An 18006-nucleotide genomic window follows, 5' to 3' on the forward strand; every position below is an offset into this window, starting at 1 on the left:
ATGGCACATTGACACCCTCTCCCTCCCGGCGGACGATCACCCAGCCCCCGTTGTGATCGACGCCAGGGAGGCGCGATGACGCGCTCACTTTTCCGGCGCTTTACCTTCCGGCCACGCCATGCGCGCGCCCGGACGGCCACCTCGATCTTCGCCGTGTCGGCGCTCCTCACCGGAGCGCTCGCCGCGGCCCCAGCCCAGGCGGCCCCCAGACCGCCCCGGACCGGCGCCGCCGTCGACGTGTACGCCGGCGACCTGACCGCCGACCAGATCAAGCTCCTGGACCGCGGCGTGGACCGCGAGGACCTCACCTTCAGCAAGGGCGCGGACGGCAAGACCCACGTCCAGGCCGTGCTGAACGCCGCGCAGGTCACCGCGCTCGCCCGGCTCGGCGTCCGGCTCGAACTGCACAAGGTCAAGGGCAAGGACGCCGCCGCGCGCGCCAAGGCCGCGCCCGACAAGGTGTTCCGGCCCTACAGCGGCGCCGGCAACATCCGCGAGGAGATCCGCAAGGTCGCCGCGGACCATCCCGGCATCGCCACCGCGGTGGACATCGGCACGTCCGTCAAGGGCCAGCCGATCACCGCGATCCGGGTCAGCAAGGACGTGGCCCATCTCAAGGACGGCAAGCGGCCCGCCGTGGTCTACCAGGCCGACCAGCACGCCCGCGAGTGGATCACCCCCGAGATGATCCGCCGGCTGCTGCACCACTACACCGAGAACTACGGCAAGAACGCCGACGTCACCAAGATCGTCGACAGCACCGACCTGTGGTTCATCCCGGTGGTCAACGTCGACGGCTACGACCTGACGTTCCAGCCCGACTTCCGGCTGTGGCGCAAGAACACCCGCGACAACAACGGTGACGGCAAGATCACCGGCGGCGACGGCGTCGACCTGAACCGCAACTTCCCCTACAAGTGGGGCTACGACAACGAGGGCTCCAGCGACCAGCAGGCCAGCGAGACCTACCGCGGCCCGGCGGCGGCGTCCGAGCCCGAGACCAAGGCGCAGATGGGGCTGTACCGGCGGCTGCGGCCGAAGTACATCATGAACTACCACTCGGCGGCCGAGCTGCTCCTGCACGGCGTCGGCTGGCAGGCCCTCACCCGCAGCCCCGACGACGTCATCCACGACGCGCTGCTCGGCGACATCGACCACCCCGCCGTCCCCGGCTACACGCCCGAGCTCGGCGCGCAGCTGTACACCACCAACGGCGACACCGACGGCCAGGCCGACAACGTCTACGGCGCCCTGTCGATCACCCCGGAGATGGCGACCTGCGTCACCGCCTCCAACTACGACCCCAACGACGCGTGGAAGCCCGAGGACTGCGGCAGCGGCTTCGAGTTCCCCGACGACGAGACGCTGATCAACAAGGAGTTCCAGAACAACCTGCCGCTGGCGATCTCGGTCGGCAAGTCCGCGCAGCACCCCGACGAGCCGGTCTCGCCGGTCGGCCGCACCGCCGCCGACTTCGAGCCCGACGCGTTCGCCGCGTCCTACGGCCGCACCCAGGAGGCGGCGTCGGTGATCCGCCGGTCGCTGCGGGGCAAGCAGCTGAACTACCGCATCAACGGCGGCCACGCCCGGCGCGCCGACGTCCGCGAGTGGCGCGGCGGCAAGCGGTACGGCGGCGAGAACGACCTGTACTACGCCGAGTACCGGGGCAAGGTGCACGGCCAGAAGCCCGGCGACAAGGTCGAGGTGTGGTTCAGCGGCACCAAGAACGGGCGCCGCGTCGACAGCGGGCACTTCACCTACACCGTCCGCGACCAGGGCCGCGCCGACGTCCTCATCGTCGCCGACGAGGACTACAAGGGCGTCAACCCCAGCTACCCCGCCGGGACGAACGCGCCCAAGTACGCCCAGCAGTACGCCGACCTGGTGAAGGCGAGCGGCCACCGGCCGGCCGTCTGGGACATCGACAAGGACGGCGTGCCGCACGACCTCGGCGTGCTCAAGCACTTCAAGGGCGTGGTGTGGTACCTCGGCGACAACCGGCTGACGCAGGACGCCGCCGACGACCCTGTCCGCACCTACCTCGGCAACGTCCGCGACTCCCAGGTCGCCGACCGCGCCAAGGACCTGGTGCTGTCGGTCCGCTCGTACCTGAACGAGGGCGGCAAGCTGCTGTACACCGGTGAGACCGCCGGCTACAACGGCCCGCTCAACCGGCTGAACGGCGGCGGCATCTACTACGGCCTGAAGGGTCACCCGGAGCGGCCCTGCGTGGTGTCGGGCAACTTCCGCGACGACTGCGAGCTGCTGTCGGACGACTTCTACCAGTACTACCTGGGCGCCTACGACCGGCAGCTCGTCGGCAAGCCGACCGGGTTCACCGGCGCCGGCAGGCCGTTCGGCACCACCAAGGCCGACCTGGCGGGCACCGCGTCCAACCCGGTGAACGAGGCGGGCGGCTTCCAGGTGACCTCGACGGTCCTGCCGCCGGACAAGTTCCCGCAGTTCCGCAGCTGGAAGTCGGGCGACTACACCGGCGCGGCCGGGCCGTACGAGCCGGTCGAGGGCCAGTGGTACGTCGCGGGCACCCACCAGGACGCCCTGTACCGCAGGCTGACCCGCACGATCGACCTCACCTCGGTCACCGCCGCGCAGGCCCCGGCGCTGCAGGCGCAGCTGTCCTACAGCACCGAGACCGGGTTCGACAACGTGATCGTCGAGGCGCACACCGCGGGCGCCGACGACTGGACGACGCTGCCGGACAAGAACGGCCGGACCAAGAACACCGTGCCGATCGAGTGCGAGCAGGGTTACCTGACCGCCATGCACCCCTTCCTGCTGCACTACCTGACGCAGGGCAACCCGTGCAAGAACACCGGCTCGACCGGCCAGTGGAACGCCTTCACCGGCAACTCCGGCGGCTGGGTCCCGGCGGCGTTCGACCTGGCGGCGTACGCGGGCAAGAAGGTCGAGGTGTCGATCTCCTACGTGAGCGACCCGGGCAGCGGCGGCGCCGGGCTGTTCATCGACGACACCAAGGTCACCACGTCGGCCGGGACGGTGGACGCCGAGGGCTTCGAGTCCGGCCTCGGCCCCTGGGCGATCCAGGGCGCGCCGGCGGGCAGCCCCGGCAACGGGTCGGAGTTCGTCCGCGCCCAGGCGCTGATCGACTCCGTCTCGGCGGTGTCGACCCGCGACACCGTGACGCTCGGGTTCGGCATCGAGCAGGGCAAGACGCCGGCCGAGGAGCGTGACCTGATGAGCCGCGCGCTGCGCTACCTCATCGACTGACCGGCGGCGTGCGGGAACCGCCTCCGCACGCCCCGCAGGGCCCCGCGGGCCCCGGCCGACTCCATCGGCCGGGGCCCGCGGCATGCCCGGCTCATACCGGCCCTCTTGACCCGCCCATGACGCTCACCTGGGATTAGTGAGCGACGTCACGCAACCCCGGAGGGGTCTCCGGGCGTCTTACCTACTGAGAAGGCCACCGCACCGAGCGGATGCGCTCGTACGAGCCCGGCCCGCGACGTCCCGGAGAACGGGGTCGCCCTGGCCACGCCGTCCCGCGCACGCTCCCTCGGCCCACCCTCCACGCGAGGCCGAGCCCGCCCGTACGACCGGCGACCCCAGCCGAATGCCGGCGTCCGAACCCCGCGGGAACGGTGGAACGTACTTCCTTCTGACGGGGGGCGGCACACCCGCCCGGTCCGCGCGCGCAAGCGCGCCACACGCCGACCCATTCGGGTCACGACCAACGGGGGAGCGACGATGACCGCTGTCACCACGCCCATGCCGACCGACGCCGCCGAGGCCCGCGTGCCCGCAGGCCGCACCGCCGCCGACGACACCGGCCGCAGCGAGCGCTACGAGCGCGACGTCCTGCCGCTCACCACCCCGCTCTACGCCAGCGCCGTCCGGATGACCCGCAACGCCGCCGACGCCGAGGACCTGCTGCAGGAGACCCTCGCCAAGGCCTACGTGAACTTCCACCAGTTCCAGGAGGGCACCAACCTCAAGGCCTGGCTGCACCGCATCCTCACCAACAACTTCATCAACACCTACCGCAAGAAGCAGCGCGAGCCGCAGCGCGCCGGCTCGGAGGAGCTGGAGGAGTGGCAGATCGCGCAGGCCGAGACCAACGCGTCCGGCTTCCGGTCCGCCGAGCACGAGGTGCTGGACCACATCGCCGACGGACGGGTCGTCGCGGCGCTGCGCGCCCTGCCGGCCGACTTCCGCGACGCGGTCTACCTCGCCGACGTCGAGGGCTACGCCTACAAGGAGATCGCCGAGATGATGGGCACCCCCATCGGCACGGTGATGTCGCGCCTGCACCGGGGCCGCAAGCAGCTGCGCGAGGCCCTGGCCGACCACCGCGAGGCCGTCTACCTCGCCGCCTGAGGACGCGCCCGCCGAAAACCGCCACGAACGGTAGGCGGCTGGATACATTGAGCGATGATCTGAAGCCGATCGTCGGGAGTGTCCATGCCGCACCTGTTCGCCACCGCGCTCGCCGGGGCCGCGCTCGCGCTGCCCCCCGCCGTCCCCGCCCTGGCCGACACGCCCCGGGCCGAACTGCGGCTCACCCTCACCTACCCCTCCGCGGACCGCTCGCCGCACATCTCCGGCACCCGCACCGTCGTGCTGCGCTGCGGCCCCGACGGCGGCACGCACCCGGAGGCGGCCCGCGCGTGCGCGTGGCTGCTGCGGACCGGCGGGCGCTTCGAGGCCGGCGACCACGAGGCGTTCTGCACGCTGGAGTACGCCCCGGTGGTCGCCGAGGCGACCGGGCACTGGCACGGCAAGCCCGTCCGCTTCCACCGCCGGTACGGCAACACCTGCGCGCTGCGCTCCCGCACCGGGCCCGTCTTCGCCTTTTGACCCGCTTCCGGAATAGGCACGCGCCTCGCGGGTACAGCGCGCGTGAAACCGGCGGCGGTTCTCACGCGAACGGGAGTGTGTGCGGGCAATGTCTCGAAGAGTGAGCGACGTCATGACCGCCGGCCCGCAGGCACTCCCACTGACCGCCACCCTCTACGAGGCCGCGCGCGTCATGCGCGACGCGGGCATCGGCGACGTGCTGGTCACCTACGCGGGCAGGCTGTGCGGGATGGTCACCGACCGCGACATCGTGGTCCGCGCCGTCGCCGACAGCCTCGACACCACCCTCACCCCGCTCGGCGACGTGTGCACCGCCGACCTGGTGACCGTCGGGCCCGACGACGACACCGACACCGCCGAGCGGTTGATGCGCGAGCGGGCCGTCCGCCGGCTGCCGGTCGTCGACGGCGCGCACCGGCCGGTGGGCATCGTCACCATCGGCGACCTGGCCCTGGCCGACGAGGGCGCGGGGCCCCTCGCCGACATCAGCAAGGCCCCGCCCAACATGTAGGGGGCGAGGCCGGATGACGATCTCCACGCGCTGCACCAGGGACGGCCGCGACGCCCCGGACCGGCGGCCGGTGCCACGGCAGCGGTGCGCGCCGCCCGTGGCGCAGGACCCCGTGGTGCATGACAGCGTGGTGCAGGACAGCGTGCCGCAGGATAACGTCGGGAGCGTGCCCACGACCGACGCCGTCCTCACCGACCAGCTCGCGCTGGAGATCGCCCGCCTCGGCATGGTCGGCGAGTCCTCCGACGTCGGCACCCTGCACCGGGTCACCGAGCTGGCCGCGCGCGCCGTGCCCGGCACCGCCGGCGCCTCCAGCGTCCGCTGGGCGCTGCCGGCCCCCGGCGAGCGGCCCGACCCGCTCGCCTCGGCCGCCAGCCACCCCGACCTCGCCGAGGCCGTCGACCGCCAGCTCGCCCGCGGCAGCGGCCCCCTCTTCGACGTGGTGGGGCACGGCCGCCCCGTCGGCTCCGACGACATCCTCGCCGAGACCCGCTGGCCCGAGGCGATGGCCGACCTGCTGCGCCGCGGCGTGCGCTGCTTCACCACCAGCCCGCACCTGAACAAGCCGGTCATGGTCACCCTCACCCTGTACGGGGTGGCGCCACACGCGCTCGCCCCCGGCCAGCAGGCGCTCGCCGCGCTGATCGCCGCGCAGGGCACCGCCGCGGTGTCCAACTCGCTGCAGTACGGGCAGGTGCACCGCACCGCGGTGCAGCTGCAGGAGGCGGTCGAGTCCCGCGCCATCGTCGACCAGGCCAAGGGCATCTTGATGCACTCCCTCGGCTGCGACGCCGAGCAGGCGTTCGCCGAGATGCGCCGCATCTCCCAGACCCGGCATGTGAAGCTGACCGCACTGGCCCAGCGCATCGTCGGCGACCAGGGCCTCCTGTGAACCCGTGCCCGTAACGGGGAACACCGCCGGAACGCCAGATCACGAATCGGCGGCCGGGCGGTCCCGAAGTCGCCTGAACTAGGCCGCATGTGCGGATCAGGCATAGGCTGCGCACGGCGGTGCCAACGCACCGCCGCCCCTGCCTCCATATCCGTCCGTACCCAGCCCTTGGTGCCGCCCCGGCGTGCCCCCGTCGACTCAAGGGAGAGCCTCGATGCCAGATCAGCTCGAACCTGAGACGGTGCTGCGCGAGATCTCCGAGCTCGAAGGCCGCATCGCCGAGCTGCGGCAGGCCGCGAACATGCCGGCCACCGACCTGCGCGCCACCCTGGACGCGGCCCTGGAGGAGCTGGAGCTCGCGCTCAGCGCGCTGCGCGTCATGGGCAGCGACCAGGCCGCCACCGGCGGCGGGGCCGCCGCGGCCGAGGCCGAGCGGCGGGTGCTGCGCACGGTGTTCACCGACGCCCCGGTGCCGCTGTTCCTGCTCGACCGCGACACCAGCGTGCGGCGGGTGAACCGGCAGGCCGCCGGGCTGCTCGGCACCTCGTCGGGTTATGTGTCGGGCAAGCAGTTCACCTCGTTCTGCGACCTGGCGACGCGGGCCGCGCTGCGCTCCCAGCTCGCCGCGGTGGTGCGCTCCGGCCGCCGCCGCCGGGTGCCGGTCCGCTTCCTCGGCCGCGAGCGCCCCGTCGACGCCGTGGTGACGCTGGAGCGGGTGTGGATCCGCGGCGAGCCCGACCCGATGGTGATCGTGGCGGCCGGCCCGACGACCACCCCGACCGGCGAGGCGCCCGACCGGCCCGAGGCGCGGGCCACGCCCGCCGACGACGAGGCCGTCGCCGCCCTGGTGCACCGGATGGACGTGCTCGGCACCGCCAGCGAGCTGCTGCTCGACGAGCCGGTGTTCAACGAGACCGTCGCGGTGCGGCGCTGCGCCCGGCTGCTGGCCGCCGAGCTCGCCGACTGGGTGCTGATCGACCTGACCGGCCCCGAGAACGGCGCCCCCGGCACCGGCGCCGGGCTGCGCCGGCAGGTGGTGATCGGCGCCCCCGACGACGAGTACGTGCACGAGGCCGCGCGGACCCTGGAGGAGATCGACCCCGCCCCCGGCACGCTGCCCTACACGGTGTTCCACTCCCGGCAGAGCGCGCTGCGCCCGCACGTGGAGGAGCTGGACCTGCTCGGCACCTGCCCCGACGGGCAGCCCGTGCTGACCCGCATCGGCGCCACCTCCGTCCTGTGCGTCCCGGTCGAGGACGGCGACCGCTGCCTCGGCGCGATCACCCTGGCCGGCAGCGGCGAGCATGGACCGTTCGATCTGCGCGACCTGGCCACGGTGCAGCGCCTCGGCCGCTTCCTGGCGCTGGTCATCCGGGCGGCCCGGCTGTACCGGCGGCGCGCCGAGGTCGCCGACACCCTGCAGGCCAGCCTGCTGCCGCGCAGCCTGCCGGCGATCCCCGGCGTGCAGCTGGCCGCCCGCTACATGACCGCCACGCACGGCGCGGAGGTCGGCGGCGACTTCTACGACGTGTTCCGCACCATGAACGGCTGGGGCATGGTCCTCGGCGACGTGTGCGGCAAGGGCGAGGACGCCGCCGCGGTCACCGCGACCGCCCGGCACGGCGTGCGCCTGGCCTCGCGGTGGAAGGGCGCGCCCGCCGAGGTCCTCGCCCTGGTCAACGAGGCGCTGCTGGAGGAGGACCGGTTCGTCACCGCGGTGATGGCCGGCCTGGAGGTGCGCGAGGAGGGCGTCACCGCGCTGCTCGGCATCGCCGGGCACCCCCCGGCGATCGTGGTCCGCGCCGACGGGGTGATCCGCAGCGCGTCGCGCGGCGGCGTGCCGCTCGGCCTGTTCGAGGACTTCGAGGCGGGCCTGGACACCATCGACCTCGCCCCCGGCGACACCCTGTTCCTGCACTCGGACGGGCTGCTGGAGGCGTGCGACCTGTCCCGGCAGGAGTTCGGCCAGGAACGGCTGCTGGAGGCCCTCGCCGCGAACGCCACGGGCCCGGTGCAGGCGATGCTGGACTCGGTCGAGCGGGTGCTGCTGGACTTCTGCGACGGGGACCTGCGCGACGACGTGTCGATGCTGGCCCTGCGCGTGCTCCCGGCCGTTTTGTGATCGAGGGCGGGGACTGAATCGTTTTCCTGCGGGTAGACGCCGGTTCATGGCGACCGCAGCACCCAAGCACCGCAACGAGACCGAGCACGAGCGTCTGGACCGGCAGCTGATCGAGCTGCTGCAGGGGTTCCGGGTCGCGGTCACCGGGGTGCAGGTGCTGTTCGCGTTCCTGCTGACGGTCCCCTACGCGGCCCGCTTCGACCGGGTCGACGGCGCCGGGCGGGTGCTGTTCTACGTCGCGCTGCTCGGGGCGACGCTGTCGTCGATCTGCTTCATCGCGCCGGTCATCCAGCACCGCATCCTGTTCCAGGCGGGGCAGAAGGCGCTGCTGATCCGGCGCGCCAACCGGTTCGGGATCATCGCCGCGGTGGCGCTGGCGGTGTCGGTCACCGCGTCCACCACACTGATCATCGAGTCGCTGGTGGACGGCACGGCCGCGCTGATCACGGCGGCGGCGGTGAGCGCCCTGGTGTGCTGGACGTGGTTCGTCCAGCCGGTGCTGACGCGGCGCTTCCGCCGGGCGGACGCCTCGGCCGCCGGCGAGGAGGCCACCGGGCGCCCGGCCGAACGGGAAGAGGCCGGCCACAAGTGACCGGCCCCTCCTGCTTCTAGTACGCCTTGCCGAAGATGACGCGCTTGCCGTAGGCGGAGGGCTGCCCGCACTTGACGCAGGCGCCCGACTCCGCGGGCGCCTCCAGCGGGATGCAGCGCGGGGTCGCGGCCGTCTCGGCCTTGATCTCGTCCTCGCACTCGGTGCGGCCGCAATGGAACGCGCGGGCCCAGCCGCCGGAGACCTGCTCGGCGAACGCGTCCCAGCCGTCCACGTCGGCGGTGTGCTCCTCGCGGAACGCCTCGGCGCGGGCCAGCAGGAACGCCTGGAACTCGGCCAGGATGCCCGGCAGCAGCTCGGGCAGCTTGTCCAGCGGGATCTGCTCCTTGCCCTGGCCCTCGACCGTCGGCAGGCGGCGGGCGAGGGTGGCGACGCCGGCCTCGATGTCGCGCTTGCCGAGCTCGATGCGGACCGGGACGCCGCGCATCTCCCACTCGTTGAACTTGAAGCCGGGGGACAGCTGCGGGCGGTTGTCGTCGACGTGCACCCGGATGCCCATCGCCTTGATCGCCGCGCCCAGGCGGCGGGCCTCGGCGGCGGCCTCCTCGCCCTGCTCCTTGCGGCCGATCGGCACGATGACGACCTGGTAGGGCGCGAGGCGCGGCGGCAGCACCAGGCCCTTGTCGTCGCCGTGCGTCATGATCACGCCGCCGATCATGCGGGTGCTCATGCCCCAGGAGGTGGTGTGCGCGAGCGTCAGCGCGCCGGCCTCGTCCTGGTACTGGATCTCGAACGCCTTGGCGAAGTTGGTGCCGAGGTAGTGGCTGGTGCCGGCCTGCAGGGCGCGGCCGTCGCGCATCATGCCCTCGATCGTGTACGTGCGGACGGCGCCGGCGAACCGCTCGCCCGGCGTCTTCTCACCGGGCACGACGGGCATCGCGGCCAGGTCGCGGGCGACGGCGGCGTAGGCGTCCAGGGCCCACATCGTCTCGCGCATCGCGTCGTCCTCGTCGGCGTGCGCGGTGTGGCCCTCCTGCCAGAGGAACTCGGTGGTGCGCAGGAACATGCGCGGGCGCATCTCCCAGCGGACCACGTTCGCCCACTGGTTCAGCAGCAGCGGCAGGTCGCGGTGCGAGTCGATCCACTTGGCCATGTACTCGCCGATGACCGTCTCGGACGTCGGCCGCACGACCAGCGGCTCCTCCAGCTCCTTGCCGCCCGCGATCGTCACCACGGCCAGCTCGGGCGAGAAGCCCTCGACGTGCTCGGCCTCGCGCTTGAGGTAGGACTCGGGGATGAACATCGGGAAGCAGGCGTTGTCGTGGCCCGCCTCCTTGATCCGGCGGTCCAGGTCGGCCTGGAGCAGCTCCCAGACCCGGTACCCGTACGGGCGGATGACCATCGTGCCCCGCACCGGCCCACGGTCGACCAGCTGGGCACGCACGACCAGCTCGTTGTACCAGGCGGAGAAATCCTCGCTCTGCGGCGTCACACCTTCTCGACTCACGCAGACGAGGGTAGCGCCTGGCCATAATGCAATGTTCCCGTTGGGGACGTCTGGCTATCGTCGGTGAATGCGCTGGTCCCAGATGTTCATCCCCACCCTGCGGGACGACCCCGCCGAGGCCGACGCGGCGGGCCACCGGCTGCTGCTGCGCGCCGGGTACGTCCGCCGCCTCGCCGCGGGGCATTACTCGCTGCTGCCGCTGGCCGTCCGCGTCCGGGCCCGCATCATCGGGATCGTCCGGGAGGAGATGGACCGGATCGGGTCGCAGGAGATGCTGCTGCCCGAGCTGCACCCGGCGGAGCCGTGGCGGCGGACGGGCCGCTGGGAGTCGATCGGGGCGGAGATGTTCCGGCTGCGCGACCGGCGCGGCGCGGACCTGGCGCTCGGCGTCACCCACGAGGAGATCTTCACCACGGTCGCGCGGGAGCTGGCGTCCTACAAGCGGCTGCCGCAGCGCTGGTACCAGTTCCAGACCAAGTTCCGCGACGAGCCGCGCCCGCGGGGCGGGCTGATGCGGGTCCGCGAGTTCACCATGAAGGACGCCTACAGCTTCGACCTGGACCAGGCCGGGCTGGACGCGGCGTTCGACGCCTACCGGGCCGCCTACCTGCGGGTCTTCGCGCGGCTCGGGCTGCCGGTGCGGCCGGTCGAGGCGTCGGGCGGGACGATGGGCGGGGCGGAGTCGACCGAGTTCATGTGCCCCTCGCCGGCCGGCGAGGACCTGATCGTGTACTGCGGGTGCGGGTACGCGGCCAACGTCGAGCGCGCCACGTCCCGGCTGCCGGAGGCGGCGGACGGGCCGGGGCTGCCCGCCCCGGAGGCGTTCGCGACGCCGGGCGTGCGGACGATCGAGGACCTGGCGTCGGGGTTCGGCGCGCCGGGCGACCGGCAGGTCAAGACGCTGGTCTACCTGCTGGACGGCGTCCTCACCCTGGTCCTGCTGCGCGGCGACCATGCGCTGAACGAGCAGAAGCTGATCGACGCCACGGGCGCCGCCGCGGTCCGTCCCGCCGATGCCGCCGAGATCCAGGAGGCGCTCGGGGCGCTGCCGGGCAGCCTCGGCGCCGTCGGCGTCACGCACCTGCCGGTCCTGGCGGACGAGGCGCTGCGCGGCCGCCGCGCCATGTTCACCGGCGCCAACACCGACGACGTGCACCTGCGCGGCGTCGACGTGGACCGCGACATTCCGGTCGGGACGTGGGCCGACCTGCGCGAGGTGGCGGCGGGCGAGCCCTGCCCGCGCTGCGGCGCGCCGCTGCAGGTGGAGCAGGCGATCGAGGCCGGGCACATCTTCAAGCTGGGCGACCGCTACTCGCGCGCCCTCGGCGCCGAGGTGCTGGACCCGGGCGGCGCCCGGGTGCCGCTGGTCATGGGCAGCTACGGCATCGGGATCGAGCGGGCGATGGCGGCGCTCGCCGAGGTCCACCACGACGAGCGCGGCCTCGCCTGGCCCCCGGCGGTCGCGCCGTTCCAGGTGGTCGTGACGGTGGCGCAGACCGGCGACGAGGCCGTCACCGAGGCGGCGGAGTCGCTGTACGGCGCCCTGCGCGCGGCCGGCGTCGACGTGATCATCGACGACCGGGACGAGCGGGCGGGCGTGAAGTTCCGCGACGCGGAGCTGACCGGCATCCCGGTCCGCGTCACGGTGGGCCGGCGCGGGGTGGCCGAGGGCGCCGCGGAGGTCACCGTCCGCGGCACCGGCGAGACCGGCAAGGTCGCCTTCGCCGATCTCGCCGGCCAGGTGGGCGCCCTGCTCGCCGATCCGGCATGATCGTGGCGTTATGACGGATTTCACGGTCAGCTACGAGCCTACCCCCGACGAGGTCGCGCGGGCGCTGCACCAGGGCCTGAAGCTGCAGCTGAGGTTCCTCTACCTGGCGCTGCCGGTGCTCCTGGTGCTGGCGGGGGCCGCGTGCCTGCTGACCGGCGCCCTGTACCTCGGCGTCGGCCTGCTCGCCCTGGCCGGGGCGTTCCCGCTGGCGCTGTCGTGGATGATCCAGGTGCTCGCCGGGCGCCAGCTCGGCCACCTCTGCGCGCCGACGACGCTCGTGGTGACCGCCGACGGCTACGAGTACCGGACCGAGCACACCGCCACCACCGCCCGGTGGGCCCGGTTCGACCGGATCGTGACGACGCAGGAGTTCTGGCTGCTGTTCACCGGCGGCCGGTGCACGGCCTTCCTGCCCAAGCGCGCCTTCACCATGAGGCAGGAGGTCGAGCTGGACGGCCTCTTCGGGAGGATCGCCGCCTAGCCGACCGGCTCCAGGGCCCGGGCCAGCTCGGCCAGCTTGCGGGCGGTCTCGGATCCGGCGGGCGCGGTGTACATGACCAGGGTCGTGTCGGGGTCGCCGGGCGGGGTCAGCGTCTCGTAGCCCACGTCCAGATCGCCGACCACGGGATGGCGGAGCAGCTTGCGGCCATAGGTCTTCTCCCGGACGGTGTGCTCGTCCCACAGCCTGCGGAACTCCGGGACGGCCGACAGCTCCCGCACCAGCTCGCCGGTCAGCGGGTCACCGGGGTGGCGGCCGGCGTCCAGGCGCAGGTAGGCGACGGTCTCGGCGGCGACGGTGTCCCAGTCGCGGTAGAAGGTGCGCGCCCGCGGGTCCAGGAAGGTGAGGCGGGCCATGTTGCGGTGGCCGATCGGCACGTCGCCGAGGCCGTTCACCGCGTCCGACAGGGGGTTGGCCGCGAGCACGTCCATGCGGCGGCCGAGGATGAAGGCGGGGACCTGCGCGGCCATCTCCAGCAGCGTCGTCAGGCCGGGGCGGACGCCGGTCCGCTCGGCCTGGGCCGGCGGGAGGCGCAGCAGGTTGCGCAGGTGCAGGCGCCCGGTGGCGTCCAGGCGCAGCGCCCGGCCGACGGCCTCCAGCACCGAGTCCGAGACGTTGCTGACGCGGCCCTGCTCCAGCCGGATGTAGTAGTCGACGCTGACGCCCGCCAGCATCGCGACCTCCTCGCGGCGCAGCCCCGCCACGCGGCGGCGCCCGTGGACGGGCAGGCCCGCGTCGGTCGGATCGATGCGGGCGCGGCGCGCCCGCAGGAACTCTCCCAGCTCTCCACTCACCCGCCCAACCTACACAGCGAGGGTGGTACTGGCTTTACCAGGAAAAAGCGACAGCTGGGTAAGCCTCGGCGCGCTCGGCAGAGTGGTCCTCACCAGCGAGGACCGCAGCGGTCCCCGCCAGCGAGAAGAGGAACCACCATGAGCTACCCCACCCTCTCGGGCCGCGTCGCCGTCGTCACCGGGGCCGCCAGCGGCATGGGCGCCGCCACCGCGCGGCTGCTGGCCGCGAGCGGCGCGAAGGTCGCGCTGCTGGCCCGCCGCGCCGACCGGCTGGAGGCCCTGGCCAAGGAGCTCGGCGACGCCGCGCTGCCGGTCGCCGCCGACGTCACCGACGACGCGTCGGTGGCCGCCGCCGCCGCGCGGATCCGCGCCGAGCTCGGCCCGGTGGACCTGGTCGTCAACTCGGCCGGCGTGATGCTGCCCAACCCGATCGACGACGGCCGGATCGACGAGTGGCAGCGGATGCTGGACACCAACGTCACCGGGACGCTGCGGATCATCCGCGCCTTCACCGGCGACCTGCTCGCCGCCGCCGAGGCCGGCCGCACCGCCGACGTGGTGAACATCTCCTCGATCGGCGCGCACGTCACCTTCCCCACCTACGCGGTGTACGGGGCGACCAAGGCCGCGGTCACGCAGCTGTCGGCGTCGCTGCGCACCGAGTTCGGGCCGCGCGGGGTGCGCGTCACCAACATCGAGCCCGGCCTCACCGACACCGAGCTCGGCGACCACGTCGACAACCCGGAGCTGAGCGAGCAGCTCGGCGGCATGTTCCAGGCGATGCAGGCCCTGTCGTCGGAGGAGATCGCCGACCTGATCGGCTACACCGTCAGCCGCGCCCCGCACGTCAACCTGCGCCAGGTCATCGTCCTGCCGACCGCCCAGGCGTGACCGCCGGCCGGGCGCAGCGGCGGCAGGCCCGGGCGGACGCCGCCACCCGGGTGTGGAAGACCAGGGTGAGCGCGGCGAGCGCCGCGGTCACCGGCCAGTCCGCGGCGAGGACGGACGCGGCGACGAGGGCGAGCGCGCCGGCCCCGAGGGCCGCCCCGGCGGCGGTGCCGGCCCAGGCCACCATGATCGGCAGGTGGCGCGGGGTCGGCAGCCGCCGGGCCAGGACGCCGGTCGCGGCGAGGGCCGCCGCCGCGAGCAGCGCGGCGGCCGCCGCGACGCCGCCGAGATGGGCGGCCGTCACCTGCAGCGCCCGCCCCTCCCCCGCCAGCCGCCAGCAGGCCAGCAGGCAGGGCACGACGAGAACGACGACACGGGCGGTATGCCGCGCCTGCACGATGGTGAGCTCCTGCTGAAAAGCGGGAGCCACCTCGTCGACGGGCCCGAAGTCACCGACCGCCCGCCGCGCGGCCTGATCGGCGGGCAGGCCCTCGCCCTCAAGCGCCTCCGCCGCGTCGGCGAGACCGTCCCGCGCCTCGCGCAGCATGCGGGCCTTGGCCCGCGCCGGCCCGCGCAGCACCGCCTCCAGCGCCGCGACGTGCGCCTCGATCGGGGCCGTCACGTCGCCGGCCGCGGGTCCAGGACCGCGCCGATCACGGCGGTGAACTCGCGCCAGGAGGCCCGCTCCTCGGCGAGGCTCCGCCGCCCGGCGTCGGTGAGCTCGTAGCAGCGGCGCCGCCGCTCGCCGGACGCCTGCCAGCTGCTGCGCAGCAGCCCGACCCGCTCCAGCCGGTTCAGCGCCGGGTACATGGTGCCGGTGCGCAGCTCCAGCGCTCCCCCGCTGCGCTCCTGGACCGCCGCGATGATCGCGTATCCGTGCAGCGGGCCCGGCTCCAGGACGGCGAGCAGCAGCCCGTCCAGATGCCCCCGCACCGCGTCGCCCTTCATGAGTAGGCAGCCTACACAAATCACAGGTAGGCGTGCTATGTATTGGCACCCAACATGTCGGCTGTCTACCAAGGAGTCCGTCGTGGCCGAGCTGCTGCTGTCGGTGCACGTCCTGGCGGCGATCCTGGCGATCGGCCCGGTCGCCGTCGCCGCCTCGCTGTTCCCCCGCCACGCCCGCGAACCGGGGGCGGGGGCCGCGCTCCTGCACCGCGTCTGCCGCGTCTACGCCGTCGTCGGGATCACCGTCCCGGTGTTCGGGTTCGCCACCGCCGCCCAGCTCGGCGTCCTGGGCGACGCGTGGCTGCTCACCTCGATCGCCCTGACCGCGGCCGCCGCGGCGGTGCTGGCCTTCGCGATCCTGCCGACCCAACGGCGCCTGCTCGCCGCCCCGGGCGATACCGGCCGCCTCGCCATGGCCACCGGGATCTTCAACCTGCTGTGGGCGGTCGTCGTGGTCCTGATGATCGTCCGCCCCGGCTCGACCACCGGAGCGTGACCGGAATGCGCGCCCTACGCATCGCGGCCGCCGCCGAGGCCGCCACGCTGGCGATCCTGCTGATCAACCTCGCCACCGTGCACCTGCCCGCGATCAGCGGGCTCTGCGGCCCCCTGCACGGCACCGCCTACCTGGCCACCATCGCCCTCGCCTGGCCGGCCGGCCCCGCCGCCCGATGGCGGGCCGCCATCCCCGGCATCGGCGGCCTCCTGGCCCTCCGCCGCCCGGCTCACTCGGGGCGGTAGCAGCAGTGGAAGCCGGTCCGCACGGCGGCGCGCAGCTCGCCGCCGATGACGGTGTCGACGGCGGCGATGCGGTCGAGCGCGCGCCGGATGGCCTTCCCGACGGCGATCCGGGCCCGCTCGCCGTTGTCGGCGAACCGGCGCGTGCGGCCGCCGAGGCCGGCGGCGGCGGACAGCTCGGCGATCAGCCAGTCGCGCTCGGCCCGGACCCGCGCCGCGTCCCCGGCGCGGCCGTCCGCCTCCAGCTCGTCGAGCTCGGCCTTCAGCTCCGACAGCCGCCGCCGGTACCGGCGGCCGGCCTCCTCGTCCAGCACCGGCTGGGCGGAGACGGCGCCGCCGGCCGCGGCCGGCTCGGGCGTCCCGGCGCCCGCGGCCAGGTCGACGGCGGGGATGTCGCGGCCCGGGTTGGCCAGCAGGACCGCCAGGTGCGCCATGCCGACGCTGTGGCGGACCAGCGCGGTCCGGCCGCCGAGGGCCAGCTGCCATCCGTGGCCGTGGCGCCGGCAGGTGACGCGCTCGGCGGCGCCGTCCGAGCGCGCCCCGGCGGGCAGCGTCATGCCGAGCGCCGCCGCCTCCTGCGCGGCCGCGGCCAGGTGCCGCCGCGCCGCCGCGTCGCGCGGGCCGTCCCGGAGCGCGAGCGCCTGCCCGAGCCGGGCCCGCGACAGGACCGCGGCGGGCCGGTGGCCGAGGGCCAGGTTGCGCTGGAGGGCCTGCCGCAGGTGCCGGACGGCCCCGTCCAGGTCGCCGGTGGTGAGCGCGGCCATGCCGAGGGGGTGGTGGGCCGACCCGAAGCAGGTGATGGCCAGGCCCGCCATCACCGGGAGCCCCGCGTAGGGCGCCAGCAGGGCGTACGCCTCGGCCGCCGCGTCGGCGTCGTCCAGCAGGTGCGCCGCCTCCACGAACGCGTACATCGTCAGCAGCCAGCTGGCCGATTCCGGCAGCGCCGCCAGGCCGGGCGTGCGCAGCCGGGCCAGCATGCCCTCGGCCGCGCACCGGTCGCCCGCGGCGGCCGTGGCCACCGCGAGCCCGGCCAGGTGGGCGTGGTCGGTCACGCTGAACATGGGCAGCCGCACCAGCTCCGTCAGCACCGGGACGAGCTCGGCGACACGGCCCTGGAACCAGCGGATCGTGGCCAGCTGCCCGCCGTACCAGCCGGCGGCGTTGACGTCCCCGACCGCGGCCGCGCGCTCGGCGCACGCGGCCGCCAGCGTCTCGGCCCGCGCCAGGCCGCCGCCCCGGACGGCCAGCATCACCCCCATCGCGTCCAGCACGATCGAGACGGCGAGGTGCCCGTCGCGCCCCGGCACGCCGCGCAGTTCGCCGAGGCGGCGCTCGGCGAGCGGGTCGGCGGCCAGGAACAGGTCGGCGGAGTGCAGGAGCAGCCCCATCAGCAGGTCGGAACGGCGGCCCGTCTGCGTGGCCTCGTCGATCAGCTCGCGGGCCAGCTCCAGCCGGAGCGCGGTATCCCCGGGCCCCATGGCGCACTGGTGGGCGAGGCTCAGCGCCTCGGTCAGGGCGGGCGGGCCGGCGGCGCGGGCCGCGGCGACCAGGGCGAGGACCCGGTCGTGCCGGCCGTCCTGGTAGTCGTCCTCGGCGGCGAGCCGGACCCGCAACCGCAGCGCGGCGGGGCTGCGCGGGTCCAGCCCGCGCAGGGCGTCGCGCTGGCGCACCCGGACCCACGCCGCGCCGGCCACCGTCCGGTGCTCGTGCACCCACAGGCCGCCGAGGCCGAGCGCCGCGCGGGCGGCGGCCTCGGCGTCGCCGCGGCGCCGGGCCTCCCGATGGGCGACGCCGAACCACTTGCGCGCCACCCACGGATTGCCCTGGGCGGCCAGGATCCGCTCCCCCATCAGCAGAGACGTCTCGATCGTCTCGTCCGGGCTCGTCGTCTTCACAGTCATTACCCCCGCAATGGCCGGTGGCGCCGTGCGGGGAGGTGGCACCTTGCTC

17 protein-coding genes are annotated in these 18006 nt (G+C 74.0%); 12 read left to right on the plus strand and 5 right to left on the minus strand.

Annotated features, from left to right (window positions below; translation table 11 throughout):
- The first annotated feature begins 75 nt into the window (after positions 1–75).
- From ACRB68_RS11225 to ACRB68_RS11255, 7 genes are all read left to right on the plus strand, one after another.
- On the plus strand, positions 76–3249 hold the full coding sequence (locus ACRB68_RS11225; RefSeq protein WP_153532001.1) for a M14 family metallopeptidase: 3174 nt from the start codon (positions 76–78) through the stop codon (positions 3247–3249).
- Positions 3250–3726: 477 nt separating this feature from the next.
- Positions 3727–4356: a sigma-70 family RNA polymerase sigma factor gene (locus ACRB68_RS11230; protein ID WP_153532002.1), complete on the plus strand. Its 630-nt coding sequence runs from the start codon at positions 3727–3729 to the stop codon at positions 4354–4356.
- 84 nt (positions 4357–4440) lie between these two features.
- A complete protein-coding gene (locus ACRB68_RS11235) occupies positions 4441–4836 on the plus strand; it encodes an SSI family serine proteinase inhibitor (protein WP_153532003.1) in 396 nt (131 codons plus the stop codon).
- A 100-nt stretch (positions 4837–4936) separates the two neighbouring features.
- Positions 4937–5347: a CBS domain-containing protein gene (locus ACRB68_RS11240; protein ID WP_328594030.1), complete on the plus strand. Its 411-nt coding sequence runs from the start codon at positions 4937–4939 to the stop codon at positions 5345–5347.
- Between the two features lie 166 nt (positions 5348–5513).
- Positions 5514–6239: an ANTAR domain-containing response regulator gene (locus ACRB68_RS11245; protein WP_328594032.1), complete on the plus strand. Its 726-nt coding sequence runs from the start codon at positions 5514–5516 to the stop codon at positions 6237–6239.
- 214 nt (positions 6240–6453) lie between these two features.
- Positions 6454–8361, plus strand: a complete 1908-nt coding sequence (locus ACRB68_RS11250) for a SpoIIE family protein phosphatase (RefSeq protein WP_153532005.1) — start codon at positions 6454–6456, stop codon at positions 8359–8361.
- A gap of 46 nt (positions 8362–8407) precedes the next feature.
- Positions 8408–8953: a DUF6328 family protein gene (locus ACRB68_RS11255; protein WP_194293252.1), complete on the plus strand. Its 546-nt coding sequence runs from the start codon at positions 8408–8410 to the stop codon at positions 8951–8953.
- Positions 8954–8969: 16 nt separating this feature from the next.
- On the opposite strand, the gene proS is transcribed toward ACRB68_RS11255, so the two are convergent.
- Positions 8970–10418: a proline--tRNA ligase gene (gene proS, locus ACRB68_RS11260; protein WP_328594033.1), complete on the minus strand. Its 1449-nt coding sequence runs from the start codon at positions 10416–10418 to the stop codon at positions 8970–8972.
- A 67-nt stretch (positions 10419–10485) separates the two neighbouring features.
- Here proS and ACRB68_RS11265 point away from each other — a divergent pair, with 67 nt between their 5' ends.
- Positions 10486–12189 carry a proline--tRNA ligase gene (locus ACRB68_RS11265; protein WP_153532006.1) on the plus strand — a complete coding sequence of 568 codons (1704 nt, stop codon included), beginning with the start codon at positions 10486–10488 and terminating at the stop codon, positions 12187–12189.
- A gap of 10 nt (positions 12190–12199) precedes the next feature.
- A complete protein-coding gene (locus ACRB68_RS11270) occupies positions 12200–12670 on the plus strand; it encodes a YcxB family protein (RefSeq protein ID WP_153532007.1) in 471 nt (156 codons plus the stop codon).
- Here ACRB68_RS11270 and ACRB68_RS11275 read toward each other — a convergent pair.
- On the minus strand, positions 12667–13482 hold the full coding sequence (locus ACRB68_RS11275) for a helix-turn-helix transcriptional regulator (RefSeq protein WP_328594035.1): 816 nt from the start codon (positions 13480–13482) through the stop codon (positions 12667–12669). The two genes, ACRB68_RS11270 and ACRB68_RS11275, sit on opposite strands and share 4 nt — an antisense overlap.
- A gap of 138 nt (positions 13483–13620) precedes the next feature.
- Between ACRB68_RS11275 and ACRB68_RS11280 the strand changes: the two genes are divergently transcribed.
- Positions 13621–14373, plus strand: a complete 753-nt coding sequence (locus ACRB68_RS11280; protein WP_153532008.1) for an SDR family oxidoreductase — start codon at positions 13621–13623, stop codon at positions 14371–14373.
- Here ACRB68_RS11280 and ACRB68_RS11285 read toward each other — a convergent pair.
- Both ACRB68_RS11285 and ACRB68_RS11290 read right to left on the minus strand, forming a co-directional pair.
- Entirely contained in the window at positions 14345–14992 is a 648-nt protein-coding gene (locus ACRB68_RS11285; RefSeq protein ID WP_207709626.1) for a permease prefix domain 1-containing protein, read from the minus strand. The genes ACRB68_RS11280 and ACRB68_RS11285 overlap by 29 nt on opposite strands.
- Positions 14989–15318: a helix-turn-helix transcriptional regulator gene (locus ACRB68_RS11290; protein WP_153532009.1), complete on the minus strand. Its 330-nt coding sequence runs from the start codon at positions 15316–15318 to the stop codon at positions 14989–14991. The genes ACRB68_RS11285 and ACRB68_RS11290 overlap by 4 nt, the downstream gene beginning before the upstream one ends.
- An 82-nt stretch (positions 15319–15400) precedes the next feature.
- Here ACRB68_RS11290 and ACRB68_RS11295 point away from each other — a divergent pair, with 82 nt between their 5' ends.
- Positions 15401–15814, plus strand: coding sequence for a hypothetical protein (locus ACRB68_RS11295; RefSeq protein ID WP_328594036.1), 414 nt, complete (start codon positions 15401–15403; stop codon positions 15812–15814).
- 5 nt (positions 15815–15819) lie between these two features.
- A complete protein-coding gene (locus tag ACRB68_RS11300; protein WP_153532011.1) occupies positions 15820–16059 on the plus strand; it encodes a DUF3817 domain-containing protein in 240 nt (79 codons plus the stop codon).
- Here ACRB68_RS11300 and ACRB68_RS11305 read toward each other — a convergent pair.
- Positions 16044–17951: a hypothetical protein gene (locus ACRB68_RS11305; RefSeq protein ID WP_328594037.1), complete on the minus strand. Its 1908-nt coding sequence runs from the start codon at positions 17949–17951 to the stop codon at positions 16044–16046. The two genes, ACRB68_RS11300 and ACRB68_RS11305, sit on opposite strands and share 16 nt — an antisense overlap.
- Positions 17952–18006: the final 55 nt, after the last annotated feature.

The sequence above is a fragment of the Actinomadura macrotermitis genome, assembly GCF_009604375.1.
In the GTDB taxonomy this organism is placed as follows: Bacteria; Actinomycetota; Actinomycetes; order Streptosporangiales; family Streptosporangiaceae; genus Spirillospora; species Spirillospora macrotermitis.